Source organism: Actinomycetota bacterium, from assembly GCA_009923495.1.
Classification (GTDB): domain Bacteria; phylum Actinomycetota; class Actinomycetes; order S36-B12; family UBA5976; genus UBA5976.
This window is the reverse complement of sequence record RFTJ01000040.1, coordinates 1-2,251: the sequence shown is the minus strand read 5'-3', so window position 1 is coordinate 2,251 and position 2,251 is coordinate 1. Positions and strand designations below refer to the sequence as shown.

The following is a 2,251-nucleotide window of genomic DNA, read 5'->3' as shown; positions in this document are numbered from 1 at the left end:
CGTCTTCAGCGGCCTTGGCCACTTTGAGGGCGGCGGTTAATTCGGTAATCGTCATTTCATTGCTCCTTTGTAAACTCGACTTTGGACATACGTTGACATTTCTGCATCGGTCATGCGCATGGTGATGGGTGGCACGTAAGTGCTTGGCGGGTACACAAACTCTTTTGTTTCGTTCCACTCAGCGGCAATTTGCTTTGCGTGCTGTTCGTCTGTCACCACCGCGCCAGGCTTGGCCGGAAACGTCAGCACGTTTAAGTCATTGCGGTTCATCACGCCCCACCAACCTTTATCGCCACCTAGGCTTTCGGCGCGGTAAGGCGGGAACGCAAAATACTTAGCGGGTAAAGCAGTCATTTATTTACTCCTTTGTGTATTTGAGGGCGGCGGCTTCAAGCTCGTCTATCAGATATTGCAAAAGCAGATGGCCAATGTCAACGTCACCGACGTAAGCGTTAACAAGCACACATTCTGCAACTCGGTCAGGCTCATAGAGCAAGCCCATGGAGTCGGTTGACCCAAACTCTGCTGGGATGTAATCAAAAAAACAGGTTAGCTCAACACCTTCACAGTCAAGGTTGACCTCAAGCAACCCCTCGGGGCAGGGCGGTGAAATGCTCATGGTTGTGTGCTCCAAGCTGCCACCAGTGCAGCAGCGTTGTAGGGAATGGGGGTGACGGTGGACAGGTACAGACCCTTGCCGCGGAGCTTGCGGCCCCAGTCGTCTGTTGCCTTGGTGTTGCACAGTTCACGGCGCCTGACGGCGTTGTAAACCTGGTGCAGGGTAAAGCCAGCGTTAACCAGTTCTTCCATGGTGCGCGGCTCTTGGCAGAAATCTTGAAGGTCGGTCATGCTTGTCCCCTTGCTTTCAGCATTGCGTCTGCCATTCTGTATGCAGCAAAAGCAGTTTCATTTAAATCCATTTCTTGCCGCCATTCGGGATCTGACAAAAAGGCTTGCATAGCTTTAGCAGCCATGTAGTCTGTTAACGACATGCCAAGCTGATCGGTCAAATGGGGGTTGGGGAATGCGTTCATGATGACCACCATGCGACCAACAACGCAGCCAGGCCAACACCAATGGCGGTGGCGGTAAAGATGTCAAGGAGTTTTTGTTTCATGTTTTGCTTTCGGAGTTGTGCGGGGCCGTGGCCCCGGTTGGTTTACTTACGCTCAACGGTGCCAATGAGGTTGCCGTCCATAATCTGGAACAAGACGGCCTTGGCGACATTGAGGGTTTGGCAAGCGCGTTCGGTGTCGCCAACTGACATCAGTTCTTGAGCGTCTGACATCAGGCCGGCGACCACCATGTTGGCGCCGGTGAATTTGTAAGTGATGGAATCTTTGACTGACTCAATGTAAGAGTCAATATCTGCAAAGCCGTACATGGATTCGTTGCGGCTGGCTTGGGTTGCGTTTGTCATTTCATTTACTCCTGGTTGGCCGTAATTGGCGTGATGGTCAGAGAACCTATTTCCCTGCCCATGACCAGAATTCTAGCAAAAAACTAGACCAAACAAGCATACCGCTAGATTATTTTTGATCTTTAAACCCTAATAGGGTTACCACTTACCTCTAGGCGTTAGAGCACGGTGCTAGACTCAGTGCCCTATGAACACACAAATCGCACCAGATGAGCGCCGAGCACTGGCAGAAAAAGTCGGCATGAATGAACAGTACCTATACCAGTGCCTGAGTGGGCGTCGAGAGATGTCTGCCTGGGAGGCTGTGCGCATAGAGCAAGAGAGTGGGGGCAAGATCACTCGCAAGATGCTGTGCCAGGGCAGTTGGAAGTCTATATGGCCAGAGTTGGTGGAGGCATGAGATATTTATCTGTTTGCTCTGGCATTGAGGCGGCAACAGTTGCATGGCATCCATTGGGTTGGAAAGCCGCCGCTTATTCAGAGATCGAAAAATTTCCGTCTCAGGTTCTGGCGCACCACTATCCAAATGTGCCTAATGTGGGCGATATGACCAAATTTAAGGAGTGGACAAATGTCTCAAATGTTGATGTTCTCGTCGGAGGAACTCCCTGCCAATCATTCAGTGTCGCCGGACTCCGAAAAGGATTGGATGACCCACGTGGCAACCTCATGCTTACCTATCTTGCCATTGCTACAAAGTTTAGGCCCAAATGGTTGGTTTGGGAGAACGTCCCCGGCGTGTTATCCAGTAACGGAGGACTCGACTTTGCCTCATTACTTCGAGGGATGGGCGAATGCGGGTATGGGTTCGCATACCGAATTCTTGACGCT

7 protein-coding genes are annotated in these 2,251 nt (G+C 51.4%); 2 read left to right on the top strand and 5 right to left on the bottom strand.

Features of this window, described 5'->3' with window-relative positions:
• Positions 1-51: 51 nt before the first annotated feature.
• From EBS36_07310 to EBS36_07290, 5 genes are all read right to left on the bottom strand, one after another.
• On the bottom strand, positions 52-354 hold the full coding sequence (locus tag EBS36_07310; protein NBU32955.1) for a hypothetical protein: 303 nt from the start codon (positions 352-354) through the stop codon (positions 52-54).
• 4 nt (positions 355-358) lie between these two features.
• Positions 359-619 (bottom strand): hypothetical protein, encoded by a 261-nt coding sequence (locus EBS36_07305; GenBank protein NBU32954.1) that lies wholly within the window; start codon positions 617-619, stop codon positions 359-361.
• Positions 616-849, bottom strand: a complete 234-nt coding sequence (locus EBS36_07300; GenBank protein ID NBU32953.1) for a hypothetical protein — start codon at positions 847-849, stop codon at positions 616-618. Before EBS36_07300 ends, EBS36_07305 begins: the two co-directional genes overlap by 4 nt.
• Positions 846-1,034, bottom strand: coding sequence for a hypothetical protein (locus EBS36_07295; protein ID NBU32952.1), 189 nt, complete (start codon positions 1,032-1,034; stop codon positions 846-848). The genes EBS36_07300 and EBS36_07295 overlap by 4 nt, the downstream gene beginning before the upstream one ends.
• A 125-nt stretch (positions 1,035-1,159) precedes the next feature.
• A complete protein-coding gene (locus EBS36_07290) occupies positions 1,160-1,420 on the bottom strand; it encodes a hypothetical protein (protein NBU32951.1) in 261 nt (86 codons plus the stop codon).
• 187 nt (positions 1,421-1,607) lie between these two features.
• Between EBS36_07290 and EBS36_07285 the strand changes: the two genes are divergently transcribed.
• Positions 1,608-1,820, top strand: coding sequence for a hypothetical protein (locus EBS36_07285; GenBank protein ID NBU32950.1), 213 nt, complete (start codon positions 1,608-1,610; stop codon positions 1,818-1,820).
• Positions 1,817-2,251, top strand: a 435-nt coding sequence (locus EBS36_07280; protein ID NBU32949.1) for a DNA cytosine methyltransferase, incomplete at its 3' end; no start/stop codon positions are given. The genes EBS36_07285 and EBS36_07280, both read left to right, overlap by 4 nt.

What these genes read in the sequence shown, in the direction of transcription:
- EBS36_07305 (NBU32954.1), bottom strand. Translation starts at nt 619, where the DNA reads ATGAGCATTTCACCGCCCTGCCCCGAGGGGTTGCTTGAGGTCAACCTT.
- EBS36_07300 (NBU32953.1), bottom strand. Translation starts at nt 849, where the DNA reads ATGACCGACCTTCAAGATTTCTGCCAAGAGCCGCGCACCATGGAAGAA.
- EBS36_07290 (NBU32951.1), bottom strand. Translation starts at nt 1,420, where the DNA reads ATGACAAACGCAACCCAAGCCAGCCGCAACGAATCCATGTACGGCTTT.
- EBS36_07310 (NBU32955.1), bottom strand. Translation starts at nt 354, where the DNA reads ATGACTGCTTTACCCGCTAAGTATTTTGCGTTCCCGCCTTACCGCGCC.
- EBS36_07285 (NBU32950.1), top strand. Translation starts at nt 1,608, where the DNA reads ATGAACACACAAATCGCACCAGATGAGCGCCGAGCACTGGCAGAAAAA.
- EBS36_07295 (NBU32952.1), bottom strand. Translation starts at nt 1,034, where the DNA reads ATGAACGCATTCCCCAACCCCCATTTGACCGATCAGCTTGGCATGTCG.